This window comes from Stenotrophomonas sp. RIT309 (assembly GCF_000632045.1).
GTDB lineage: Bacteria > Pseudomonadota > Gammaproteobacteria > Xanthomonadales > Xanthomonadaceae > Stenotrophomonas > Stenotrophomonas indicatrix.
Map to the genome: position 1 here is coordinate 1 of NZ_JFYS01000034.1, position 22,072 is coordinate 22,072.

Here is a 22,072-nt window from a genome sequence, read left to right on the forward strand (position 1 = left end):
GTGGTGGCCCCCGGTCCCACCGGAGGGCCACCACCGGTAGAACGGACCCCGATGAAGATTCCCTTTGCAGCCGTGCTCGCACTCAGTCTTCTTGTCCCCGCTGTCGCCTTTGCCAAGTCGACGGACCGCAACGAAGCGATGAACATTGATTCCGGTGCGCAGTCCGGCACCCTCACCGGTGATGGCAAGACCGTGCTGTCCGGTGGCGTGATCATCACCCAGGGCACCCTGGACCTGCGCTCGTCCGAAGCGGAGATCTACCTCAAGGGCGGCGAAGCCGTGCGTGCGGTGTTCACCGGCAAGCAGGCCAAGATGAAGCAGCAGCTCGACGATGGCACCTGGATGGATGCGGTGGCCGACCGGATCGACTACGACATCACCACCGAGATCATCACCCTGACCGGCAACTACAAGGTCACCAGCGCGCGCGGCACCAATGCGGGCCAGCGCATGGTCTACAACACCCGCAGCGGTGAAATGAACTCCGGCGGTGATGGCAGCCGCGTGCGCACCGTGATTCCGCCGAAGAACAAGACGCCTGCTGCCGCTCCGGCTCCGGCTGGAGGCAAGAAGTAATGCTCGTCGCAACTGGCCTGCGCAAACGCTACAAGCAGCGCGAAGTCGTCAAGGACTTCGGGCTGACCCTGGACGCCGGTGAAGTGGTTGGCCTGCTCGGTCCCAACGGTGCCGGCAAGACCACCTGCTTCTACATGATCGTCGGCCTGGTCGGTGCCGATGCCGGCAGCATCGTGCTGGACGGCAAGGACATCACCGGCGACCCGATGTACACCCGCGCCAAGCAGGGCGTGGGCTACCTGCCGCAGGAACCGTCGGTGTTCCGCAAGCTGACCGTGGCCGACAACCTGCGCCTGGTGCTGGAACTGCGCGAGGACCTGGATTCGGCGGGCCGCGAGCGCGAACTGAACAGCCTGCTCGACGAACTGCAGCTTGGGCATGTTTCCGAACAGCTCGGCGCCAGCCTGTCCGGTGGTGAGCGCCGTCGCTGCGAGATCGCCCGTGCACTGGCCGCCAAACCGCGCCTGATCCTGCTCGACGAACCCTTCGCCGGTGTCGACCCGATCTCGGTCGGCGAAATCCAGCGCATCGTCACCCATCTCAAGCAACGCGGCATCGGTGTGCTGATCACCGACCACAACGTGCGCGAGACCTTGGGAATCTGCGACCGCGCGTATATCCTCGCAGAGGGCACCGTACTGGCCCAGGGCTCGCCCGAGGCGATCCTGGACAATGCCGACGTGCGCCGCGTCTACCTTGGGGATTCCTTCAAGCTGTGACCGCGGCCGCCGGGCCCTCTCCCTTCCGTTCGGCACAGGCATGAAGACTCGGCTGCAGACATCGTTGGGACAGCAGCTGGTGCTTACGCCCCAGCTGCAGCAGGCGATCAAGCTGCTGCAGATGTCCACGACCGAGCTGGAGCTGGAAATCGCCCAGGCGGTGGAGAGCAATCCGCTGCTGGACTGGTCGGACAGCAGCGACGAAGGCGCCGGTGTCGACAAGGACGGCAGCAGCGAGGACGCGGGCGGCGACAATGACGCCCCGCCCGACAACGCTGAAAGCAGCGGCGACGACTGGGCGCCTGCCGAGCTGGACTGGAGCAGTGGCGGCAGCGGCGGTAGTTTCGATGACGACGACGACAACGGCAGTGCCGCCGAACGCGTTGCCGAAACCGAAACCCTGGCCGACCACCTGCTGTGGCAGCTGCACCTGACTCACCTGTCCAAGCGCGACCGCAGCATCGGCGCCGCGCTGATCGATTCATTGGAAGACGACGGCTATCTGCGCGAGCCGCTCTCGGCCATCGCCGAAGCGCTGTTGCCGGCGATCCACGCCGGTGAAGACGAAATCCTGACCGTGCTGCACCAGATCCAGCGCTTCGATCCCGTTGGCGTGGCCGCACGCAGCCTCGGCGAATGCCTGCAACTGCAGCTGGACGTGCTTCCTGCTGATACCCCGTGCCTGGCCCTGGCCCGGCAGGTTGCCGCCGGCCCACTGGAACAACTGCCGCGCTCCGGCGTGACGGGCCTGGCCCAGCAGCTGAAACAGCCGCTGGCCGAGGTCGAGACCGCCGTGGCCCTGCTGCGCTCGCTGGACCCGCGCCCCGGCACCCAGATCGCCCCGCTCGCCCAGAACACCTACGTGGTGCCCGACGTCGTCGTATGGCGGCAGAACGGCATCTGGCGCGCCGCGCTGGCCGCCCATGCCGGCCCCAAGCTGGTGATCCACCGCGGTTACGAGCAGATGATCCGCCGCTGCGGTGACGCCGATGCCGGTTATCTGCGCGGCCAGCGGCAGGAGGCGCGCTGGCTGCTGAAGGGCCTGCAGGCGCGAGGCGAGACGCTGTTGCGGGTCGTGCGAAGCCTGATCCAGCAGCAGGCGGGCTTCCTTGAATTCGGCGAACAGGCACTGCGCCCGCTGACCCTGCGCGAAATCGCAGCCGAACTGGGCCTGCACGAATCCACCGTGTCGCGCGCGATCGCCCGCAAACATGTGCGTACGCCACGCGGCACCTTGCCGCTGCGCGCCTTCTTCGCTTCGGGCATCGACACCGACGGCGGCGGCGAAGCGTCCAGCACCGCCATCCAGGCCATGATCCGGCGCCTGATCGATGACGAGAACCCACGCAAGCCGCTTTCTGACGCCAAGCTGGCTGACCTGCTCAAATCGTCGGGAATCCCAGTAGCGCGGCGCACCGTGGCGAAGTATCGTGAGGCCATGAACATCTCCGCCTCGCACGAAAGAGTCAGAATCGTTTGACGCGCCGCCGCGCCCGGCGGAGAGGTTCATTGGCACATCCGATCAAAGGAGAAACCCGATGCGCATCGAAACGTTTGGCAAAGATGTCGAAGTCACCCCGGCCCTGCAGTCCTATGTAGAGGAGAAGCTGGCCCGGATCGGCAAACACTTCGACCAGCACTGCGAAGCGCGGGTGACGCTCAAGCTGCAGAAGACTGAACACCACGTCGATGCCAGCCTCAATATTCCGGGTCAGACCCTGCACGCTGAAGCCAATGCGCAGACCATGTATGCGGCGATCGACCTGCTGGCGGACAAGCTTGACCGCCTGGTGATCAAGCACAAGGAGAAAAAACAGCAGCACGCACCGCTGCCGGTGGGCGACAATGGTGGCTGATCGCCACCGCTCCCCGCAGACATGCCCCTGACTGACCTCCTGGCGGCCGTGCAGACCCAGCTCTGCACGGCCACCGACCGCGACAGCGTCCTGCAGGCCGCGGCCGGATTGCTGGCCTGCCGCCAGGCCAACGCCGAACAGATCTATCTCAACCTGTGCCAGCGCGAGGCGTTGGGCAGTACCGCGATCGGCTACGGCATCGCCATCCCGCATGGTCGTGCGCCGACCCTGGATCGCCCCCGTGGCGCGCTGCTGCGTCTGCAGACCCCCGTCGATTTCGGTGGTGACGAGCCGGTGGACCTGGTATTCGCCATGGCCGTTCCCGCCCACTACACCCATCAACACCTGATGCTGCTGTCCGAGCTGGCCGAGCTGTTTTCCGCGCCCTGCATCCGCCAGGCGCTGCGCGAGGCCGGTGATGCACGGGAGCTGCGCCAGGCCCTGGACCTGACCCCACCGGCGAGCGCCGCATGAATACCAGCATCACTGCCCGCGAACTGTTCGAACAGCAGCGAGAGCGGCTCGGCCTGCGTTGGGCAGCGGGCAAATCCGGCGAGAAGCGTGAGCTGGAGGCCGGCAATACGGTCTCGCGACGCCCTTCGCTGGCCGGCTATCTCAATGCGATCTATCCCAACAAGGTGCAGATCCTCGGTACCGAGGAACTGTCCTGGCTGGATGCGCTGGAACCACGCCAGCGCTGGGAGACCATCGAAAAGATCATGCAGTCGCATCCGCTGGCGCTGGTGCTGACCCGCAACCAGCCGTGCCCGGAAGACCTGCGCGCGGCCGCCGATGAATCCGGCACGCCGCTGTGGTTGTCACCCAAGCGCGGCCACGAACTGCTCAACCATCTGTCCTACCACCTGGCCCGGACGCTGGCGCCGCGGGTGATCCTGCATGGCGTGTTCATGGAAATCTACTCCATCGGCGTGCTGATCACCGGTGAAGCGGGATCAGGCAAGAGCGAGCTGGCCCTGGAACTGCTCAGCCGCGGTCACCGCCTGGTGGCCGACGACGCCCCCGAGTTCACCCAGATCGCCCCCGACGTGCTCGATGGCACCTGCCCGGAACTGCTGCAGGACCTGCTGGAAGTGCGCGGCCTGGGCGTGCTGAACGTGCGCGAGATGTTTGGCGACACCGCTGTAAAGAAGAACAAGTACCTTCGGCTGATCGTCCACCTGACCAAGCCGATGACCGAGCCCACCCCCCATGGTTACGAGCGCCTGACCGGCGACTCGGGCACGCGCCACGTGCTGGACCTGGACGTGCCGCTGATCACCCTGCCGGTGATGCCCGGCCGCAACCTGGCCGTCCTGACCGAGGCGGCCACCCGCCTGCACATTCTGCGTACCAAGGGTATCGACCCGGCGGCGATGTTCATCGCCCGCCACAGCAACCTGCTGGAACGGCGAACGCCCTGACCCCCCTGTCCTTCGAAGAGCCCGTCCATGAGCACCGTCATTCCCACCGCCCCGACCCTGATCATCGTCAGCGGCCTGTCCGGCTCGGGTAAATCCGTCGCCCTGAAGACCTTCGAGGACCAGGACTACTACTGTTCGGACAACCTGCCGATCCAGCTGCTGCCGGATTTCGTGCGCAATGTGCTTAGCCACCATGACGGCGCGGCATCGCGCCGGTTGGCAGTGGGCATCGACGTGCGTGGGCAGAGCGACCTGACCCAGTTGTCCAGCTGGCGGCAGCTGGCCACCGATGCCGGCGTCGACGCCAAGGTGCTGTTTTTCGAGGCCAGCGATGAAACGGTGCTCAAGCGCTACGCCGACACCCGCCGCCGGCACCCGCTGAGCCAGCTGGGCCTGTCGCTGCCCGAAGCGATTGCCCGTGAGCGCGAGCTGATCGCGCCGCTGCGCCGCGAAGCCGATGCGGTGATCGATACCAGTGCGTTGAACGTGCACCAGCTGCGGCGCCGGATCATCACTGAATTTGCGATGGGCCATGCCAGCCGCCTGTCGCTGCTGTTCGAATCGTTCGCCTACAAGCGTGGCGTACCGGCCGAGGCCGACTTCGTGTTCGACGCGCGCGTGCTGCCCAACCCGCATTGGGATCCGGAACTGCGTGCGTTGAGCGGCCGCGAGCCCGGCGTGCGCGACTACTTGGAGGCGCAGCCGGATGTTCAGCGCTACCTGGCGCAGCTGATGGATTTCCTGGATACCTGGCTGCCCAAGCTGGGCGATGGCACCCGCAGCTATGTGACGGTGGCCTTCGGTTGCACCGGCGGCAAGCACCGCTCGGTGTTCCTGGCCGAACGTCTGGCCCGCCATGCGCGTGAGATGGGCTGGGAAGACGTGGCGACGTACCACCGCGAACAGGATTGAGGGGGTCGGCCGGGCTGCGCCCGGCACCCGCAGAAACCACGGCAACGTCAACAGCAACAGCCGAAGCAACAGCAACATCGGATTCCCTTGGATGGCGAGGCGGTGTGGGCGCGCAGGACACGCCGTAAACCCATCCTTGGGGGCTCGATGGCGCCATCCATGGCGCCAACGGTCCTGCACCCCCACACCGCCCCGCCTCTGACAGATCGCGGCGGGTCGGAGTTGCACTGTGGGTAGGTGTCGACCTTGGTCGACACGGTAGATCCACGCCATGCGTGGATGAATCTCTGTCAGGCATCGAAAAAACGGATGGAGTCGGATCCCTTTTTCAACGAAAAAGGGCTCTGACCCGAACAACGCTGAATACGGGACACAGTGCCCCTCTCCTGCTGCTATCGCCAATTCACCTTGACCTGTTAACGTGCAGTAATGACCTGTGGCATTCTCCTCGTAACACATCCTGGGGTCGGGATCGCCCTGCTCGACGTGGCGACCCGGCTTCTGCGGCAGTTGCCGCTGAAGACCGAAGCTTTCGAAGTACCGTTCGACGCAGACTTGGATGCTCTGCTCCCGCTCGCCTCGGCCGCTCTGCGGCGGGTCGATGGGGGCGATGGCGTGCTGATCCTGACCGACCTGTACGGCGCCAGCCCTGCCAACCTTGCCGGGCAGCTGGCCCGGTTGGGGACCCCGGTTCGCCGGGTGTCGGCGCTGAGTCTGCCGATGTTGCTGCGGGTGATGAATTATCCGGAACAGGGACTGGATCAACTGCCCGCCACTGCGGCGGCGGGCACCCGTAATGGAGCGATAGTCGACGATGCTTGAACGAGAACTCACTGTGAGCAACCGCCTGGGCCTGCATGCCCGGGCCACCGCCAAGCTGGTGCAGACCCTGGCGCCGTTCCGCTGCAACGTGACCATGGCCGCCAAGGGCCGTGAGATCAACGCCAAGAGCATCATGGGCGTGATGCTGCTGGCGGCCGGGCAAGGCACGCCGGTCACCATCCGCATCAACGGCGAAGACGAAGTCGCCGCGATGGATGCGGTGGTCGACCTGTTCGAGCGTCGCTTCGACGAGGACAACTGAGCGTGCCGCGCGCGCGCGCCGGCCAAACCCCTACCGGCCAACGGCCGGTACAGCTGCTGGCCGGCCACGGCGCCGCCCGCGGCACGGCAATGGGCCGCGCCCGCGTGCGCCTGCCGCATGCACTGGAAGTGGCCGAACAGCGCGTCGCCCCCTCCCAGGTTGAATCCGAGCTGGCACGCCTGCATCGCGCCGTGGACGCGGCGCGCACGGAGATGCACGAGCTGCGCCAGCGCCTGCATGGCGCGCTGAACCAGGAAGTGGGCGAGTTCCTCGACCTGCATGCACTGCTGCTGGACGATCCCGAACTGCTGTTCGGCCTGGACGAACTGATCCGCAGTGGTCCCTACAGTGCCGGCTACGCGCTGCGCCTGCAGCGCGACCGCCTGGCCAAAGTCTTCGACGGCATGGACGATGCCTACCTGAAGAGCCGCATGGACGACCTCGACCATGTGATCGGGCGCATCCATGCGTTCCTGCAGCCCGAGCGGCCCGCAGCGGTGAAGGGCCTGGCCGGCGAAATCCTGGTCTGCGACAACATCGCCCCTTCCGAGCTGGCCCAGCTGCAATCGCACGGCGTGGTCGGCATCGTCACCAGCGCTGGCAGCGCGCTTTCGCACAGTGCGATCCTTGCCCGCAGCCTGCACCTGCCGTTGATCGTCAGCGTGCCGCAGCTGCTGAACAAGGTGATCGACGGCGACGTGCTGATCATCGATGGCGCCGACGGCAGCATCACCGTCAACCCGCAGGCCGACAACCTGCGTGATTACCGGGCGCGCCTGAAGGAGCACGCACGCGAGCAGCGCGAGCTTGGCCGCCTGCGCAGCAAGCCCAGCCGCACCCGCGACCAGGTCGACATCGCACTGCTGGCCAACGCCGAATCGCTGGAAGATGTGACCCAGGCGCATGCGCTGGGCGCCCACGGCCTGGGCCTGTACCGCACCGAATTCCTGTTCCTGCAGCGCAACGAGCTGCCGGACGAAGAAGAACAGTTCCAGACCTACCGCGATGCGGCGCTGGGCATGAGTGGCCGGCCGGTGACCATCCGCACCCTCGACCTGGGTGCAGACAAGGCCGACCGCACCGGCCTGACCCTGAGCAACGAGGAAAACCCGGCGCTGGGCCTGCGCGGCGTGCGCCTGTCGCTGGCGCGGCCCAAGGTGGCCGACACCCAGATGCGCGCGATCCTGCGTGCCTCGGCCTACGGCAAGCTGCGCGTGCTGGTGCCCATGGTCAGCACCCGCGACGAACTGCTGGCGGTGCGCCGGCGCATGCTGAAACTGGGCGAGCAACTGCGCGCCGAGGGCCACATGGTGGCCGAGCACGTGCCACTGGGCGCGATGATCGAAGTACCCGCCGCCGCGCTGGCGCTGGAGAGCTTCATCGATCTGGTCGACTTCCTGTCGATCGGCACCAACGATCTGGTGCAGTACCTGCTGGCCGCCGACCGCAACAACGAAGCACTGGGCGAACTGTATTCGCCGCTGCATCCGGCCGTGCTGCGCCTGCTGCAGATGGTGATCGAGACCGGCGCACGCCATCGCATCCCGGTGGCGGTATGCGGCGAAATCGCGGGCGACGCACGGATGACCCCGCTGCTGCTGGCACTGGGCCTGACCGAGTTCAGCCTGCACCCGGGCACCCTGCTGGAAGTACGCCGTGCTGTCCGTGATGCCGATCTGGGAGCCCTGCGCGCCCGCGCACCGAAGCTGCTGGGCATGCGTGACCGCCGCGGCATCGAGCGCTGGCTGGCGCTGGTGGCGGACGCGCCCTGACGCGTCGCGCTACGTGCTCGCCGGGCACGGCCCGGCGCTACCGCCGCGTGTCACCTTTGGTAGCGCCGGGCCATGCCCGGCGGATTCGGTCTGGAGCAGCAGCCCCTTGTTGTTCAAGGAGCGCGCCGACAGGCGGGGGATGAGGTGGCATGCGTGGACCCCAGTGGCCTGTGGCCAGCGGGGTATGCGCTGAAACATCCCCTTGCGATAATGACGCGCTGAACACCCCTGTTGCCGCATCCTTGCCAGGATCGCGGCTTTTCTTATCCCGCGGGAGCTGCGATGGCTGAGGCCGTACGCCACGACAAGACTGCGCGCCAGTTGCGGATGCTGTCCGATGCACTGGACAGCGGTCGGCTGGGCCCGGTACGCCGTCTGGTCAATACCCTGGCGCCGGCCGAGATCGGCAACCTGCTCGAATCGCTGCCGCCGGGCAAGCGCGAGATCGTCTGGGGCCTGGTCGATCCGGAAGACGATGGCGAGGTGCTGGTCCACGTCGGCGACGACGTGCGCGAAAGCCTGCTGGCGGACATGGACCCGGACGAAATCATCGCCGCGGTCGAAGACCTCGACATCGACGATCTGGCCGACCTGGTTGAAGACCTGCCGGACACGGTCATCGACGAAGTCCTCAAGTCGATGGACCGCGAGAACCGCGAGCGCCTGGAGCAGGTGCTGTCCTACCCCGAGGACAGCGCCGGCCGCCTGATGAACCCGGACGTGGTGACGGTACGCGCCGACGTCAACGTCGATGTGGTGCTGCGCTACCTGCGCCTGCGCGGCGAACTGCCGGACCACACCGATCACCTGTTCGTGGTCAGCCGCCGCCACCAGTACCTGGGCCGCGTGTCTCTGGCCTCGCTGGTGACCCACGAAGACACCACCCCGATCAACCGCCTGATCGACGATGAGCAGCCTGCCATCGATGTCGGCGAGAGCGACCAGGAAGTGGCGCGGCAGTTCTCCGACCATGACTGGATCTCGGCGCCGGTGGTGGATGACAACAACATCCTGATCGGCCGCATCACCATCGATGACGTGGTCGACATCATCCGTGGCCAGGCCGAGCACCAGGCGCTGGGCGCCGCCGGCCTGGACGAGGACGAGGACCTGTTCAGCCCGGTCTGGCGCGCGATGCGCCGCCGCTTGATGTGGCTGTCGGTGAATCTGTGCACAGCCTTCCTGGCCTCCAGCGTGGTCGGCCACTTCGAGGGCACCATCGACAAGCTGGTCGCCCTGGCGGTGTTGATGCCGATCGTCGCTGGCCTCGGCGGCAACGCCGGCACCCAGGTACTGGCGCTGATGGTGCGCGGCCTGGCACTGGGCCAGGTCGGCAGTTCCAACGCACGCACGCTGCTGTGGAAGGAAGTGCGGGTGGCCCTGCTCAATGGCGTGGTGCTCGGTTCGGTGCTGGGCCTGATCGTGCTCGCCTGGTTCCACTCGCCCGGGCTCTCGGCCGTGATCGCCATCGCGTTGACCTGCAACCTGTTGTTCGCGGCGCTTGCCGGCGTGCTGGTGCCCCTGGGCCTGAAGCGCTTCGGCTTCGATCCGGCGCTGGCCAGCGGCATCTTCCTGACAGCGGTGACCGACTCGATGGGCTTCTTCACCTTCCTCGGCCTGGCCACCATGGTCCTGCTGCACTGACTGGAACTGCCATGGCAACGACGATCGATAACTACTTTGCGCCGGGTTGGCGCGACCAGCTTCACACCTGTGCCGCCTGCGAGTGGAAAGGCAGTTCGCGGGCAATGGTGATGGAACTGGACGAGGACGCCACCGAGTATGTGTGCCCGGTGTGCGAGAACCCGTTGCTGGTGGTGCTGCACCCGGACATGGCGCAGGTGCAGGCCGCGGCCGCAGGCGGCAATGCCGAAGCACAGGAGCAGCTGGAGATCATCGCCAGCTTCCCGCGCCCGCAGTGATGCGGCGCACGATGCCGGGCCGGTCGCGGCGCACTACCATCGAGGCGACATCGCCCTCATGGGAACCGCAATGCTTCGATCGCTTCTGCGCTGGCTGCCGCTGCTGGCCCTGCTGATGTTGACCGGGTGTGCCAGTACGCCGCCCGGTGCCCGCGGCCACTTCGAGGCACGTGCGGTGAAGGTGGACGGCGACACCGCCTACTACCAGGTGTTCATACCGGCCGCTGCCGCGCGCGCGGCTGGTCGGCTGCCGGTGGTGCTGTTCCTGCACGGCTCCGGCGAGCGCGGCGGCGATGGCGTGAAGCAGACCCACGCAGGCCTGGGCCCGTACCTGCGTCGGCACGCGGCCGACTTCCCCGCGCTGGCGGTGTTTCCGCAGGTTCCCGGCGACGAGGAATGGAGCGGCCGCAACAACCGCGTGGCGATTGCGGCACTGGACGCCACGATCGCCGAGTTCGGCGCTGACCCGGCAAGGCAGTACCTGACCGGAATGTCGATGGGCGGCTATGGCAGCTGGAACATCGCGCTGGACGATCCGAAGCGCTTTGCCGCGATCGTGCCGGTGTGCGGTGCGGTGCTGGCACCACGTGCGGTACGCCCTACCCTGTTCGTCGAGCAGGTGGCGAACGAAGCGGATCCCTATGCGGTGATCGCGCAACGGTTGCAGCGCACCCCGATCTGGATCTTCCACGGCGCGCTGGATGACGTGGTGCCACCGGATGATGATCGCCGGCTGCATGCAGCGTTCCAGACCGCCGGCGCGCGCGACGTGCGCTATACCGAGTACGCGGAGGGCAACCACAATGCCTGGGATGCCACCTACGCCGACGCGGCGATGTGGGCGTGGCTGTTCGCCCAGAAGCGCTGAGCGCTTGCTCCGGTAGAGGCCAACCTTGGTTGGCCCCCTTCTGGTAGATGCCAACCTTGGTTGGCACCAGCCTACCCAAGATCAAGCCATTCCCCGATGTCCGTCGCAAGCGTGTCCGCCCAAGCTTGCGGCATGCAAAACGTCCGCCTCCTGCTCGGCCGTCGCTCCAGCATCGGTCTCAGCTACATCCTGACTACCGTCGTGGATCGTCGTGCGCCCCTGTTCGCCAACGACGCTGCCGCAGCCCTGGCAATCCAGGAATTCCAGAGGCTGGATCAGGAAGGCTTCACCCGCTCGATCGCCTACGTGGTCATGCCCGATCACATCCACTGGCTGCTCGAACTACGTGCGGGAACACTGGAAACCGTCATGAAGCGCTTCAAATCGCGCACGGCGCAGCAGGCAAACCGGTTGTTGGGAAGGGGCGGGCGCTTCTGGCAGGCCTGCTACCACGATCATGCGATCCGCTCGGACGAATCGTTGTACCGGCATGCGATGTACCTGATGGGCAATCCGATCAGGGCGGGTCTGACGACGCAGTTGGGGCAGTATCGGCACGCATGGTGCGAGTGGGAGCTCGAGGCCTTGGGTGATCGACCAGAGGCATTCAGCACGGACGGATAGTGCCAACCAAGGTTGGCATCTACCAAAGCAGTGCACGTGCCAACCAAGGTTGGCATCTACCAAAGCAGTGCACGTGCCAACCCAGGTTGGCACGCACCAACGCAGCAATCGGAGGCAATCAACCCAGCAGGGTTTCCAGCACGGCCATGCGTACGGCGACGCCGTTGGCGACCTGGCGCAGCACCCACGACTGCGGGCCGTCGGCCACTTCGTCGGTCACTTCCACGCCGCGGTTGATCGGGCCCGGGTGCAGCACGGCGGCGTCCTTGCCGGCGCGGGCCAGGCGCGCGGTGTTCAGGCCGTACTGTGCGTGGTACTGCTCCAGCGACGGCACCAGGCCTTCTTCCATGCGCTCGCGCTGCAGGCGCAACATCATCAGCGCGTCGACGCCTTCCAGCATCGCGTCGAAATCATCACCGACCACGCAGCCCTTGAGGGTGTCGTCGTCAGGCAGCAGCGACTGCGGGCCGCATACGCGGATCTCGCCCACGCCCAGCGTGCGCAGGGCATGCAGGTCGGTGCGGGCCACGCGCGAGTGCTTGACGTCACCGACGATCACCACCTTCATCTTCGAGAAGTCCGGGCCCTTGGCCTGGCGCAGGGTCAGCATGTCCAGCAGGCCCTGGGTCGGGTGCGAGCTGCGGCCGTCGCCGGCATTGACCAGCGCGGTGCCCTCGCCCGCCACCGCAGCCAGCGCCGCCACGGCGCCGTCATCGGGGTGGCGCACCACGAAACCGCGCACGCCCATCGCTTCCAGGTTCTTCAGCGTGTCGCAGGCGGTTTCGCCCTTGCGCGTGGACGAGGTGGAGGCGTCGAAGTTCAGCACGTCCGCACCCAGCCGCTGCGCCGCCAGATGGAACGAGCTGCGGGTACGGGTAGAGGGTTCGAAGAACAACGTGCACACCGCCGATCCGCCCAGCACGTGGCGCTTGTTACCGACACGGCCGACCGCGGCATCGCGGATCTGGCCAGCGCGGTCGAGCAGTTGCACCAGGGTGTCGCGGGGAAGACCTTCAAGCGTCAACAGGTGGCGCAGGCGGCCGGAGTCATCGAGTTGCTGGGCGGTCATGGCGGGGTTCGTATCGTCAGGGAATGGGAATGGCGTCGTCCGGCGACGACAACCAGCGGTCGATGATCACCGCCGCAGCCACGGCATCGAGCGCAGCCGCGTCGCGGCGACGCTTGCGCCCTTCGGCGCGCTCGACGGCGAAGCGGCGGGCGGCCTCGACCGAGCTGGAACGCTCGTCGATCATCACCACCGGCAGCTTGAAACGTTCCCGCAGCTGGCGGGCAAAGCCCTGCGCGCGCTTGCGGTTGGGCTGGTCCTGGCCGTCCAGGGTCAGCGGATCGCCAACCACCAGGCCATCGGGCTTCCATTCCTTGAGCAGGCGTTCGATCGCCGCCCAGTCGGGGCCATTGCCGTGCACATCGACCACGGCCACCGCACGCGCATGCGCGGCGAAGGCACTGCCGATCGCCACGCCGATCCGGCGCGAGCCGACATCGAAACCGAGTACGGTGCCATCGCGACGGATGAGGGCCGGCTCAGACATGGCCGCTGTAATCGGTCAGCCGGAACAGATCGACGCCAATGCGCGACGCGGCGCCCTGCCAGCGCTGTTCCAGCGGCAGCTGGAACACCAGTTCGGCATCGGCCGGCACGGTCAGCCAGCTGTTTTCGGACAGTTCGCTTTCCAGCTGGCCGGCACTCCAGCCCGCGCAGCCCAGGGTGACCACGGCATTGGCCGGGCCTTCGCCACGCGCCATCGCCTCAAGGATGTCACGCGAGGTGGTCAGGTACAGGCCCTCACCGACGACGAGGCTGGAATCCCACGCGCGCGCGTCGTCATGGATGACGAAGCCACGCTCGGGATGCACCGGTCCGCCATTGAGCACCGGACGCGCCTGCAGGACGCCATCGCCGGTAGCGATCTCCATCTGCGCAAGCACCTCGCCCAGGGTGTACTCGGACGGCTGGTTGACCAGCACCCCCATTGCCCCGTTCTCGTCGTGCTGGCAGATCAGCGCGACGGTGCGGGCGAAGGTGGCGTCGATCAGCGACGGCAGCGCCACGAGCAGGTGATTGGCGAGGGAAGTCGGCATTACTGGCATGGGCGCCATTCTAACCGCTGCGACCGGATGCGGGCGCGAAGGGATGGGCTAGGATGGCGCTCTTGCAAGGAGGACGACCCGATGCAGCAGGATGCAACGCTGTCATGGCCCACCCGCAGCATGATCGTGTTGATCGCACTGCTGCAGGGGCTGATGCTTTTCGCGGCCCAGGAACTGGCGGATCAATGGCCGTTCCGGGACATCGGCTGGCGCTACTGCTGGTATGCCTGGGTATTGACCGTGCCCACCGCAGTGGCCTTGACGCTGGTCGATCTGAAGGCCTGGCGCCTGTGGCTGCACGCCGGGTTGGCCTCGTTGCTGGTCCTCGCCCTGGCCGCTTGGACCGCCTGGAACCTGAGCGGAGAAACCGCGCTGTATGCGGCCGTGCTGCAGGTTCCGCTCTCGATCTGCCTGGCCGTTGCCACGTTCATTGCCCTGCCGTGGTGGCAGTTCCGCCTGCATGCCGGACATTGGCGGGCCGACTATGGCGCGTTGTTCGAACGCGCCTGGCAGAACGGGCTGACCCTGGTGCTGGCGGCGGTGTTCACCGGCTTGACCTGGCTGCTGCTGTGGCTGTGGGCGGCGCTGTTCCGGATGGTCAAGGTCGACTTTTTCCACGTCCTGTTCGGCAGCGATGCCTTCATCGCCTTGGCCACCGGCATGCTGGCAGGCTTCGGCGTGCTGATCGGGCGCACCCAGCATCGCGCGATGCAGATCACCCGCCAGGTGCTCTTCGCGATCTGCCGCGGCCTGCTGCCATTGCTGTCGTTCATCGCGGTGCTGTTCGTGCTGTCGCTGCCGTTCACCGGGCTGGCGCCGCTGTGGGCCACGCGTTCGGCCGCCAGCCTGCTGCTGGTGCTGGCGGTGCTGCTGATCAGCCTGGCCAACGCGGTCTACCAGCACGACGACGGCACCCCGCCCTACCCGGCATGGCTGCGCCGGCTGGTCGAGGCCAGCCTGCTGGCACTGCCGATCTACGCCGGCCTGGCGCTGTATGCGATGTCCCTGCGGGTCAGCCAGTACGGCTGGACCCTCTCGCGCTTCTGGGGCGTGGCGGTGGCAGTGCTGATTGCCGGCTATGCCATCGGCTACGCCTTCGCCGCACTGCGCCGGCACGGGCGTTGGCTGCATCGGCTTGAGCCGGTCAACCGCTGGATGTGCTGGGCCGTGCTGGCAACCGCACTGCTGGCCATCTCGCCGGTGATCGACCCGGTGCGCATCACCCTGGCCAGCCAGATGAAGCGCCTGCGCGCCGATCCGGCGTTGATGACTGCGGACGCCGCAAATCAGCTGCGTTTCGAGCTGGGCCGTCGAGGTGTGCAGGCGCTGCGCACGCTGCAGAAAGCACCGTCATTGGCGGCCGACACGCGCGCCTCCAGCATCATCGTGCAGGCCCTGGCCCGGCAGAAGCGCGAGTCACGCTGGGATAACGACATCGACGATGGCGTGCGCGACCTGGCCAGCCTGAAGTCACGGATCGTGCAGGCCAAGGGCACCGCCTCGCCAGCCGATGACTGGTGGCAGGCGATACTGGACCGTCGCTTGCACGCGGGCGATTGCCTGGACGACGACAAGACCGGCGACAACCGCTGCGTCACCCTGCGCCGTGACCTGGACGGCGATGGCCAAGACGACGTGCTGCTGTGCATGACCAGTCTGTACAGCGGTCCGCGCTGCCAGCTGCACGTGCGTGAACCGGCTGGCTGGAGAAAGGAGGGTGAGGTTTCCTTCCAGGACGTTGACCAGCGCACCTCGGACGGGGCCCCGCAGGCCCTGCGCGACGGCCGCCTGACCATGCAGCCGCCGCGCTGGCCGACGCTGCTGCTTGACGGCGCGGCGGGCCAGCTGGAGATTGATCGCAGCAACGACCGCGCGGAGGCGGCCACACCATGAGCGGATACTGCCGCATCGCCCCGGGCCATCCGGTGCACGAGTACTACCACGCCAATGAATATGGCTTCCCGCAGCGCGATGAGCGTGAACTGTTCGAGCGCCTGCTGCTGGAGATCAACCAGGCCGGCCTGAGCTGGGAGACCATCCTGAAGAAGCGCGAGGGATTCCGCGCGGCCTATGACGCGTTCGACGTTGATCGCGTGGCGGCCTACGCCGAGCAGGACATCGAGCGCCTGCTGTCGGACCCGGGCATCATCCGCAACCGCTTGAAGGTGCTGGCGGCGATCCACAACGCGCAAGTGATCCAGCAGCTGCGCCAGAGCCACGGCAGCTTCGCCGCCTGGCTGGACGCACACCATCCGCGCAGCAAGGCCGACTGGGTGAAGCTGTTCAAGAAGACGTTCCGCTTCACCGGTGGCGAGATCACCGGCGAGTTCCTGATGAGCCTGGGCTACCTGCCGGGCGCGCATGCCGAGGACTGCCCGGTGCATGCAACGCTGCTGAAGCTGGCACCGCCGTGGGTACAGGCAGCGCGCGGCTGATGCGCATCCGCCGGGCATGGCCCGGCGCTACCGGGGCGCGTGGCACCTGGGCGGGCGATCCGCCGAATGCGGAATCAGACGCCCATGTAGCGGCCCGGGCGGTGGTTGAACATCAGCACCAGGCTGAGTACCACCGCACCGATGGCCGAGTACATCACTTTCGACGGCGACAGCACGAAGAACGCGGCCACCATCAGGCACGCATCGAAGGACATCTGCACTTTGCCGGCGCTCCAGCCGCGGGTGCGCTGCAGGTACACCGCCAGGATGCCGATGCCGCCGAGGCTGGCGCGATGGCGGATGAAGAACAGGATGCCCAGGCCGGACAGCGCGCCACCGACCAGCGCCGAGTACAGCGGCGCGATATGCGAAAAGTCCGCCCAGCGCGGCAGGATGTCGGTGAGCAGGCCGCAGGCAGTGACCGCTGCGAACGTCTTCAGGGTGAATTCCCAGCCCATGCGGCGCACGGCCACCCAGTAGAACGGCAGGTTGACCAGCACGAACACCAGGCCGAAGTTCCAGCCCATCGAATAGTGCAGCAGGAAGGCCATGCCGGCCATGCCGCCGATCATCAGCCCGCCCTTGGCGAAGATGGCCAGGCCCAGTGAGGCCACGAGCATGGCCAGCACCATGCCCTGCACGTCCTCGGCGACCGAGTGGCGCAGCGCCTTCTCATCGGCGGGGGTGCCGGCAACATCGGGCGGCGGGGTCAGCGGGCCAGCGGTGACCAGGTGGCCGTCAGCGTCGTCGCACGGCGCCGGGCCATGGGATTGGAGGGACATACAGGTGGGGGCACTACGGGTGGGGAGCGGTATTAGACACGATCTGCATGACAGTTGCAGATGAAATCGTTCAGTTGGGAGTTGCGGCGAACGGCGCAGCCCCTCGTGGCTGGGCGGCGTAATGCAGTTCAGTGGCTTGGCCAGGCGGGGTGAGGCTGCGGGGGACGCCGTGAATCCGTCCCTGGGGACTTGGCCGCGTCTTGCTCGTGTGCGCTGTCCTGCGCACACAGCAAGACCGGGATTGGGCGTCCCGTCCTGCCCAACCCGCCCGAGGCATGCCTCGGGCCCATGCCGCGGACACCCCCGCAGCCTCACCCCACCCGGCCTTGGACAGGTTCCGTGCGCGTCCAGCCACGTAAAGAGAAAAGAAGAGCAAAAGCGGGTCGCTTCGCTCGGTGGAGCGGTTGTCTCAGCGCTGGGTGGCCAGGTGGTGGGCGACCAGGGCGTTTGCGTGGCCATGGCCCAGCCCGTGCTCGGATTTCAGGAAGCTGACCAGTTCCATGTGCTTCAGCCCCGGCCGTTTGGCCAGCAGCGCCAGCCAATGCGCCACCGGCTGCCCGTAGGTCTTTTCGATGGAAGGAAAATAGGACGCCGGGCCCTTGGGTTTGCTGTCGGTGCTCATGTGCTGCTCCCTTTTCTTTGGAAAGTACCCGATCGACGAACCACGGAACCACAAATCGACATAGCGCATTAACCGACCAGCGCCCGGCGCCACCAGTCACGCGCATCCACGCATGGCGTGGATCTACGTGTCGACCAAGGTCGACCCCCACCAACAACAAGTCATGCAATTCCAACAGATCGCGGAAAACTGTCGAAGGCGGGGTGGGTCCGGTTGCGGGGGTGTCCGCGGCATGGATGCCGCGGCCAAGCCTCCATGGATGGATTCACGGCGTCCCCCGTAACCGGGCCCACCCCGCCATCCCAGCAGGAAGCCAGCTGTTGCTGTTGCGGTTGCCGGCCAGCGGCCGGCACTACCGCGGGCGCCGGGCGCAGCCCGGCCGTATCATCCCCTCATGCCGCGTGAAAACCTCAACGACCTGCAAGCCTTCGTCCACGTTGCCCGCGAAGGCAGCTTCACCAAAGCCGCTGCCCAGCTGGGCGTCTCCCAGTCCGCCCTCAGCCACGCCATGCGCGGGCTGGAAGAGCGACTGGGCGTGCGCCTGTTGACCCGCACCACCCGCAGCGTCGCCACCACCGAGGCCGGTGCCCGCCTGCTGGAAACCCTGGCCCCGCGCCTGGCAGAGATCGAAGACGAACTGGCCGCGCTGGCCGAGTACCGCGAGCGCCCCGCAGGCACCATCCGCATCAACGCCACCGGCCACGCCGCCGAATACCTGGCCTGGCCCAGGCTGGCGCCGCTGCTGCAGCAGTACCCGGACCTGAAGGTCGAGCTGACCACCGATTACGGCCTGGCCGACATCGTCGCCGAGCGCTACGACATCGGCATCCGTCTCGGTGAGCGCCTGGCACGCGACATGGTGGCGCTGCCGATCAGTCCGCCGCTGCGCATGCGCGTGGTGGGGGCACCGTCGTACTTCCGCCAGCACGTGGCGCCGGTGCATCCGCACGATCTGGCCGCGCACAACTGCATCACCCTGCGCCTGCCCACCCATGGCGGCCTGATGCCGTGGGATTTCGGTCAGGATGGCCACGAACTGAGCATCCGCGTCTCCGGCCAATGGACCTTCAACACCATGGGCATGACGCGGGCTGCGGCGCTGGCCGGCAGCGGACTGGCCTGGCTGCCCGAAGACCAGGTGCAGGCGGCCCTGCTGGAAGGCCGCCTGCAATCAACACTGGATGACTGGTGCCCGCACTTCGATGGCTACTACGCGTATTACCCGTCACGCCGGCATGTCACCGTGGCGATGCGTACGGTGCTTGATGCGCTGCGCGGGCCGATGGTGGGGTGAGGCGTGCGGACCAACGGTCCGCACCCACCACAGGACGAAAGTCCGCACACACTGCGATCAGCCCTTGGCCTGCGCTGCGCGCTGCGCGTTGTAGCGCTCGCCGACGATGGCGATCTCCTGCAGCGTCTGCGCGATGCGCTCCAGCTCGGCGGGAGACAGCTGCAGGTCGGCGGCGGCGAGGTTCTCTTCCAGGCGATGGATCTTGGTCGTACCCGGAATCGGCACGATCCACGGTGCCTGCGCCAGCAGCCAGGCCAGCGCGACCTGTGCCGGGGTGGCGCCCCGCGCCGCCGCGATCGTGGTGATGCGGTCAACCAGCGCTTGATTGGCGCGACGCGCTTCCACTTCGAAGCGTGGCACGGTGTTGCGGAAATCGTTGTCGGCGAAGGTGGTGTCAGCGTTGATCGCGCCAGTCAGGAAGCCGCGACCGAGCGGGCTGAACGGCACGAAGCCGATGCCGAGTTCCTGCAGCGCCGGCAGCAGTTCGCGTTCCGGTTCGCGCCACCACAGCGAGTACTCGCTCTGCACTGCGGCCACCGGTTGCACGGCATGCGCGCGACGCACCGTGGCGGCGCTGGCTTCGGACAAGCCGAAGTGGCGCACCTTGCCCTCGGCGATCAGGTCACGCACGGTGCCGGCCACATCCTCGATCGGCACGTTCGGATCCACGCGGTGCTGGTAGAACAGGTCGATGTAGTCGGTGCGCAGGCGCTTGAGGCTGGCTTCGGCCACCGCACGGATGTTCTCCGGACGACTGTCCAGGCCGGTGTCGACCTGTGCGTCCTTGAAGCCGAACTTGGTGGCGATCACCAGCTTGTCGCGGTGCGGTGCCAGCGCCCTGCCGAGCAGGTCTTCGTTGGTATACGGTCCGTAGACTTCGGCGGTGTCGAAGAAGGTCACGCCGCGCTCGACCGCGGCGTGCAGCAGGGCGATGCCCTGGCTCTGCTCGACGGCGGGACCGTAGCCGTGGCTCAGGCCCATGCAGCCCAGGCCCAGGGCGGAGACTTTCAGGCCGCTGCGGCCGAGTTCACGTGTCTGCATCGTCGTGCTCCAGTAGGGGAGCGATGACGATACGCCTGCAGGGGCAGCGGATTGAACGACCTGGATGGCAGTCGGTCATGACTGGATTTCATGAATGCCGTCCTGCCGCCCGCACCAATTCTGCATCCGGTGGACGAGTTACCTACGCTACCTTGGACGGCAGCTGATAACGTACTTTGCTGCCCTCCAGTGTGATCCATTTCTTCTGCTGCAGTTGCTGGATGAGCGCAGTGACATCCTTTGCGGGAAGTGCCTTCTGAAACAGGCTGTTGATCGCGCAGGTGAGCGACTTCATTGAAGCCGGCCGCGCCTTGCCCTGCTTCACCAACACTGCATGTACGCGTTGCAGGCGCGCGTCGACACTCAACGCTGGCGGCTTGGCCTTCGATACGACCGGCGTCGGTGGCTTGGCCGGAGCCTGCTGCGTGCCACGGAGCATTGGCAGATCGGCAACGGATGCGCACCGCAGGACGTTGAGACGCCGCGATTGCAGGTGCGCCACCAGTGGATCGAAGCCGGTGTCCCTCGAAACGATCTGGAAGAATGCGCTGGGATCGACCGCAGCCATCTCGCCGATGTAAAAGGCGATATGGAAATCCAGCGCGTTCGACCCGCTACCATTGCAACGCACATAGCGTCCGTTGCCACCCAATGCCTGGACTGCCTCGGCAACATCCATGCTGATCCGCGATTGCGATGCGCCAACGAAGATCAGCACGGTGAAACCAGGGGCAACCAACTCCTTGAGAGACGGAGGCTGCACATTCTCGTAATCGATGAGCACGACGTTGCGAGCACGCGGCATATCCATATGCACCCCATTTACGATAGTCAGCCAGCGGCGGGCGGCGCCCTCACCGGACCTCTGAAATCTCCACGCCATCCAACCCCTGCGACAGGGTGCGGGCATCGCCGCCCTGGCTGAGCTTGATGCGCAGGCGCACTTCGTTCTGCGAATCGGCGTAGCGCAGTGCGTCCTCGTAGCTGATCTCACCGGCCTGGTACAGCTCGAACAGGCTCTGGTCGAAGGTCTTCATGCCCAGCTGGACCGATTCCTTCATCAGCTCCTTCAGCTTGTGGATCTCACCGTCGCGGATGTAGTCCTGCACCAGCGGCGTGCCCAGCAGGATCTCCATCGCCACCTTGCGCGAGCGGCCATCCGGCGAAGGAATCAACTGCTGCGCGACCACGCCCTTCAGGTTCAGTGACAGATCCATCAACAGCTGGTTGCGGCGATCTTCCGGGAAGAAGTTGACGATGCGGTCCATCGCCTGGTTGGCGTTGTTGGCGTGCAGCGTGCACAGCACCAGGTGACCGGTTTCAGCGAAGGCGATGGCGTGGTCCATGCCCTCGCGGGTACGCACCTCGCCGATCATGATCACATCCGGCGCCTGGCGCAGGGTGTTCTTCAGCGCGGCTTCCCAGCTGTCGGTATCGATGCCGACTTCGCGCTGGGTGATGATGCAGCCCTCGTGCTTGTGCACGAATTCGATCGGATCTTCGATGGTGATGATGTGCCCGGTCGAATTCTGGTTGCGGTAACCGATCATCGCTGCCAGCGAGGTTGATTTACCGGTACCGGTAGCGCCGACGAACAGGATGATGCCGCGCTTGGTCATCGCCAGCGTCTTGATGATCGGCGGCAGGCTCAGCTCTTCCACGGTGGGAATGCGCGTCTCGATGCGACGCAGCACCATGCCGACCTGGTTGCGCTGGTAGAAGCAGCTCACGCGGAAGCGGCCGACGCCGGACAGGCCGATGGCGAAGTTGCATTCGTGGGTCTTTTCGAATTCCTCGCGCTGCGCTGGCGTCATCACGTTCAGCACCAGGTCGCGGCTCTGCTGCGGCGTCAGTGGCGTCTGGGTGATCGGCGAAATCTTGCCGTTGACCTTGATCGCCGGCGGCATGCCGGCAGTGATGAACAGGTCCGAGGCGCGCTGGTGCGCCATCAGCTTGAGGAACGAGGTGAAATCGATGGTGGTCGCGGTGGTGTTCACGGCGGGCTCCCAATGGGGCATGTACCAGGAATCGG

Annotated in this window: 25 protein-coding genes; 17 read left to right on the forward strand and 8 right to left on the reverse strand. The window is 66.4% G+C overall.

What is annotated here, in order from left to right; genetic code table 11:
- The first annotated feature begins 51 nt into the window (after nt 1-51).
- The 14 genes from lptA to BW38_RS05360 all read left to right on the forward strand — a co-directional run bounded on the left by lptA (nt 52) and on the right by BW38_RS05360 (nt 11,754).
- Nucleotides 52-576 (forward strand): lipopolysaccharide transport periplasmic protein LptA, encoded by a 525-nt coding sequence (lptA, locus tag BW38_RS05425; protein ID WP_025874018.1) that lies wholly within the window; start codon nt 52-54, stop codon nt 574-576.
- A complete protein-coding gene (lptB, locus tag BW38_RS05420; RefSeq protein WP_025874019.1) occupies nt 576-1,295 on the forward strand; it encodes an LPS export ABC transporter ATP-binding protein in 720 nt (239 codons plus the stop codon). The genes lptA and lptB overlap by 1 nt, the downstream gene beginning before the upstream one ends.
- 40 nt (nt 1,296-1,335) lie before the next feature.
- Entirely contained in the window at nt 1,336-2,775 is a 1,440-nt protein-coding gene (locus tag BW38_RS05415) for an RNA polymerase factor sigma-54 (protein WP_032977283.1), read from the forward strand.
- A gap of 58 nt (nt 2,776-2,833) precedes the next feature.
- Nucleotides 2,834-3,151 (forward strand): ribosome-associated translation inhibitor RaiA, encoded by a 318-nt coding sequence (gene raiA / locus BW38_RS05410; protein ID WP_004147311.1) that lies wholly within the window; start codon nt 2,834-2,836, stop codon nt 3,149-3,151.
- A 21-nt stretch (nt 3,152-3,172) separates the two neighbouring features.
- Nucleotides 3,173-3,625 (forward strand): PTS sugar transporter subunit IIA, encoded by a 453-nt coding sequence (locus BW38_RS05405; RefSeq protein WP_032977285.1) that lies wholly within the window; start codon nt 3,173-3,175, stop codon nt 3,623-3,625.
- Nucleotides 3,622-4,572, forward strand: a complete 951-nt coding sequence (gene hprK, locus BW38_RS05400; RefSeq protein WP_004147299.1) for an HPr(Ser) kinase/phosphatase — start codon at nt 3,622-3,624, stop codon at nt 4,570-4,572. The genes BW38_RS05405 and hprK overlap by 4 nt, the downstream gene beginning before the upstream one ends.
- A gap of 27 nt (nt 4,573-4,599) precedes the next feature.
- The gene (gene rapZ, locus BW38_RS05395) at nt 4,600-5,484 is read left to right on the forward strand and encodes an RNase adapter RapZ (protein ID WP_032951584.1); all 885 of its coding nucleotides are present in this window, start codon (nt 4,600-4,602) and stop codon (nt 5,482-5,484) included.
- 429 nt (nt 5,485-5,913) lie between these two features.
- Nucleotides 5,914-6,306: a PTS fructose IIA component family protein gene (locus BW38_RS05390; protein WP_025874023.1), complete on the forward strand. Its 393-nt coding sequence runs from the start codon at nt 5,914-5,916 to the stop codon at nt 6,304-6,306.
- A complete protein-coding gene (locus BW38_RS05385; RefSeq protein ID WP_025874024.1) occupies nt 6,299-6,568 on the forward strand; it encodes an HPr family phosphocarrier protein in 270 nt (89 codons plus the stop codon). The genes BW38_RS05390 and BW38_RS05385 overlap by 8 nt, the downstream gene beginning before the upstream one ends.
- 2 nt (nt 6,569-6,570) lie before the next feature.
- On the forward strand, nt 6,571-8,340 hold the full coding sequence (ptsP, locus tag BW38_RS05380) for a phosphoenolpyruvate--protein phosphotransferase (protein ID WP_032977287.1): 1,770 nt from the start codon (nt 6,571-6,573) through the stop codon (nt 8,338-8,340).
- 282 nt (nt 8,341-8,622) lie between these two features.
- On the forward strand, nt 8,623-9,984 hold the full coding sequence (mgtE, locus tag BW38_RS05375) for a magnesium transporter (protein WP_025874026.1): 1,362 nt from the start codon (nt 8,623-8,625) through the stop codon (nt 9,982-9,984).
- 11 nt (nt 9,985-9,995) lie between these two features.
- Nucleotides 9,996-10,262, forward strand: a complete 267-nt coding sequence (locus BW38_RS05370; RefSeq protein WP_032977289.1) for a hypothetical protein — start codon at nt 9,996-9,998, stop codon at nt 10,260-10,262.
- Nucleotides 10,263-10,332: 70 nt separating this feature from the next.
- Complete coding sequence (locus BW38_RS05365; RefSeq protein ID WP_032977291.1) at nt 10,333-11,130, forward strand: prolyl oligopeptidase family serine peptidase; 798 nt, start codon at nt 10,333-10,335, stop codon at nt 11,128-11,130.
- 132 nt (nt 11,131-11,262) lie between these two features.
- Nucleotides 11,263-11,754: a transposase gene (locus BW38_RS05360; RefSeq protein WP_051585095.1), complete on the forward strand. Its 492-nt coding sequence runs from the start codon at nt 11,263-11,265 to the stop codon at nt 11,752-11,754.
- A 118-nt stretch (nt 11,755-11,872) separates the two neighbouring features.
- On the opposite strand, the gene BW38_RS05355 is transcribed toward BW38_RS05360, so the two are convergent.
- Genes BW38_RS05355 through BW38_RS05345 form a run of 3 tightly spaced genes read right to left on the reverse strand, consistent with a single transcriptional unit; the run spans nt 11,873 to nt 13,866 of the window.
- Nucleotides 11,873-12,823 carry an aspartate carbamoyltransferase catalytic subunit gene (locus BW38_RS05355; protein ID WP_025874030.1) on the reverse strand — a complete coding sequence of 317 codons (951 nt, stop codon included), beginning with the start codon at nt 12,821-12,823 and terminating at the stop codon, nt 11,873-11,875.
- Nucleotides 12,824-12,839: 16 nt separating this feature from the next.
- Nucleotides 12,840-13,307 carry a Holliday junction resolvase RuvX gene (gene ruvX / locus BW38_RS05350; RefSeq protein WP_025874031.1) on the reverse strand — a complete coding sequence of 156 codons (468 nt, stop codon included), beginning with the start codon at nt 13,305-13,307 and terminating at the stop codon, nt 12,840-12,842.
- Nucleotides 13,300-13,866, reverse strand: coding sequence for a YqgE/AlgH family protein (locus tag BW38_RS05345; protein WP_032977293.1), 567 nt, complete (start codon nt 13,864-13,866; stop codon nt 13,300-13,302). The genes ruvX and BW38_RS05345 overlap by 8 nt, the downstream gene beginning before the upstream one ends.
- 81 nt (nt 13,867-13,947) lie before the next feature.
- Here BW38_RS05345 and BW38_RS05340 point away from each other — a divergent pair, with 81 nt between their 5' ends.
- Together BW38_RS05340 and BW38_RS05335 are read left to right on the forward strand one after the other, a co-directional pair.
- Nucleotides 13,948-15,759, forward strand: a complete 1,812-nt coding sequence (locus BW38_RS05340) for a DUF4153 domain-containing protein (protein ID WP_032977295.1) — start codon at nt 13,948-13,950, stop codon at nt 15,757-15,759.
- Nucleotides 15,756-16,301 carry a DNA-3-methyladenine glycosylase I gene (locus tag BW38_RS05335; RefSeq protein ID WP_025874034.1) on the forward strand — a complete coding sequence of 182 codons (546 nt, stop codon included), beginning with the start codon at nt 15,756-15,758 and terminating at the stop codon, nt 16,299-16,301. The genes BW38_RS05340 and BW38_RS05335 overlap by 4 nt, the downstream gene beginning before the upstream one ends.
- 74 nt (nt 16,302-16,375) lie before the next feature.
- Here BW38_RS05335 and BW38_RS05330 read toward each other — a convergent pair whose 3' ends face one another.
- Both BW38_RS05330 and BW38_RS05325 read right to left on the reverse strand, forming a co-directional pair.
- Entirely contained in the window at nt 16,376-17,083 is a 708-nt protein-coding gene (locus tag BW38_RS05330; RefSeq protein WP_025874035.1) for a YitT family protein, read from the reverse strand.
- Nucleotides 17,084-17,492: 409 nt separating this feature from the next.
- The gene (locus tag BW38_RS05325) at nt 17,493-17,705 is read right to left on the reverse strand and encodes a DUF4287 domain-containing protein (RefSeq protein WP_032977298.1); all 213 of its coding nucleotides are present in this window, start codon (nt 17,703-17,705) and stop codon (nt 17,493-17,495) included.
- Nucleotides 17,706-18,099: 394 nt separating this feature from the next.
- Here BW38_RS05325 and BW38_RS05320 point away from each other — a divergent pair, with 394 nt between their 5' ends.
- Nucleotides 18,100-18,999: a LysR family transcriptional regulator gene (locus BW38_RS05320; protein WP_025874037.1), complete on the forward strand. Its 900-nt coding sequence runs from the start codon at nt 18,100-18,102 to the stop codon at nt 18,997-18,999.
- A gap of 57 nt (nt 19,000-19,056) precedes the next feature.
- On the opposite strand, the gene BW38_RS05315 is transcribed toward BW38_RS05320, so the two are convergent.
- The 3 genes from BW38_RS05315 to BW38_RS05305 form a co-directional block, all read right to left on the reverse strand.
- The gene (locus BW38_RS05315) at nt 19,057-20,040 is read right to left on the reverse strand and encodes an aldo/keto reductase (protein ID WP_032977300.1); all 984 of its coding nucleotides are present in this window, start codon (nt 20,038-20,040) and stop codon (nt 19,057-19,059) included.
- A gap of 142 nt (nt 20,041-20,182) precedes the next feature.
- Nucleotides 20,183-20,851, reverse strand: coding sequence for a PIN domain-containing protein (locus BW38_RS05310; RefSeq protein ID WP_152543319.1), 669 nt, complete (start codon nt 20,849-20,851; stop codon nt 20,183-20,185).
- 43 nt (nt 20,852-20,894) lie between these two features.
- A complete protein-coding gene (locus tag BW38_RS05305) occupies nt 20,895-22,037 on the reverse strand; it encodes a PilT/PilU family type 4a pilus ATPase (protein WP_025874039.1) in 1,143 nt (380 codons plus the stop codon).
- Between the last annotated feature and the right edge of the window lie 35 nt (nt 22,038-22,072).